This window comes from Pseudomonas edaphica (assembly GCF_005863185.1).
Taxonomy (GTDB): domain Bacteria; phylum Pseudomonadota; class Gammaproteobacteria; order Pseudomonadales; family Pseudomonadaceae; genus Aquipseudomonas; species Aquipseudomonas edaphica.
In genome coordinates, this window is sequence record NZ_VBVZ01000869.1 from 1 (window position 1) to 1909 (window position 1909).

The 1909-nt window shown below is 64.4% G+C and carries 2 protein-coding genes; both read right to left on the bottom strand.

Annotation, left to right across the window (positions count from 1 at the left end):
• Positions 1-64: 64 nt before the first annotated feature.
• On the bottom strand, positions 65-1336 hold the full coding sequence (locus FEM54_RS31545) for a dihydroorotase (protein ID WP_099550338.1): 1272 nt from the start codon (positions 1334-1336) through the stop codon (positions 65-67).
• On the bottom strand, positions 1333-1909 hold a 577-nt coding region (locus tag FEM54_RS31550), incomplete at its 5' end, for an aspartate carbamoyltransferase (RefSeq protein ID WP_477749751.1). The genes FEM54_RS31550 and FEM54_RS31545, both read right to left, overlap by 4 nt.

A 1909-nucleotide genomic window follows, 5' to 3' on the forward strand; every position in this document is an offset into this window, starting at 1 on the left:
GGTGATGCTATCGCAGGCAAGCCAGCTCCCACATTGACCGTGCCTACACTAGCTGTGTGATCTATCAGGCCTGGTAAGTAATCCGCCCATCCACCAAGGTGTAGCGCACCGTCGCCGGCAGGCTATGGCCGATGAACGGGCAGTTCTCGCCCTTGGACAGCCAGTGTTCCCCGGCAACCGTGGAACTGGCCGGGTCAAACAGCACCAGATCCGCCGCCGAACCCACCGCCAACTTGCCCGCTGGCAGGCGCAATGCCTCGGCAGGGCCAGCGCTCAGGCGCGCCAGCAGCGTCGGCAAGTCCAGCAAACCGTCTTCCACCAACGTCATCGCCAATGGCAGCAACAGCTCTACGCTGCTGATTCCAGGCTCTGTTGCGCCAAACGGTGCCAGCTTGGCATCCCGTTCGTGGGGCTGGTGATGGCTGGAAATCGCCGAAACCACACCCGACTTCACCGCCGCCCGCAAACCTTCACGGTCGGCCAGCGTGCGCAGCGGCGGCTGCACGTGATACAGGCTGGAGAAGTCGATCAGCGCCTCATCGGTCAAAATCAGCTGATACAACGCCACATCCGCCGTCACCGGCAAGCCGCGCGCCTGGGCCTGGGCGATCAAGGCCACACCGCGTGCGCTGGTGAGTTGGCTGAAGTGCGCACGCACACCGCTTTGTTCCACCAACAACAGATCACGGGCCAGGGCCACGGTCTCGGCAGTTTCCGGAATGCCCGGTAGGCCGAGGAAGCTGGCGACGGCGCCCTCATGAGCCAGGCCACCTTCGGCCAGGTCGCGGTCCTGGGAGTGGAAGATCACGGTCAGATCGAACGTGGCCGCATATTCCAGCGCACGGCACAGCGTGCGGGTGCTGCGAAAACTCTCCAGGCCATTGCCGAACGCCACGCAACCGGCGTCACGCAGGGCGATCAGCTCGGCAAGTTGTTCGCCTTCCAGGCCTTTGCTCAGGGCGCCGATGGGGAACACCTTGCAATTACCGGCTTCACGGGCGCGGTCGAGGATCAACTCGGTCACCGCCGAAGTGTCCAGGATCGGCTTGGTGTGTGGCGGGCAGCACAGGCTGGTGACGCCACCGGCTGCGGCCGCACGGGTTTCGCTGGCGATGCTGCCTTTGCGGCTGTAACCCGGCTCGCGCAGGGCGACGTTCAGGTCCACCAGGCCAGGCGCGGCCACCAGGCCGTTGGCATCGATACTCTGGCTGGCGCTGAAGCCTGCGGGCGCGGCGCCAATGGCGATGAGCTTGCCGGCTTCCAGGTGAAGGTCGGTGACTTGATCCAGGCCACTGGCCGGATCGATAACGCGAGCGCCAAGAATGCTGAGCTTCACTGGGCGTTCTCCTGCTCGAATTGACGTTGCGCGGTTTGCCCGCTCATGGCCATGGACAACACGGCCATGCGGATGGCGATGCCATAAGTCACCTGGTTGAGGATCACCGACTGCGGGCCATCGGCCACTGCCGATTCAATCTCCACGCCACGGTTGATCGGGCCTGGGTGCATCACGATGGCATTCGGCTTGGCGCCGGCCAAACGCGCGGTAGTCAGGCCGAACAGGCGGTAGAACTCGCCTTCGCTCGGCAGCAGGCCACCGGACATGCGCTCACGTTGCAGGCGCAGCATGATCACCACGTCCACATCCTTGAGGCCTTCGGTCATGTCGGTGTAGACCTTCACGCCGTATTGCTCGATGCCGATCGGCAGCAGGGTTTTCGGCGCGATCACGCGAATGTCCGGGCAGCCGAGGGTTTTCAGGGCCAGCATGTTCGAGCGCGCCACCCTCGAGTGCAGGATGTCGCCGACGATGGCCACCGAGAGGTTTTCAAAGCTGCCCTTGTGCCGACGAATAGTGAGCATGTCCAGCATGCCCTGGGTCGGGTGGGCGTGGCGGCCGTCGCCGCCG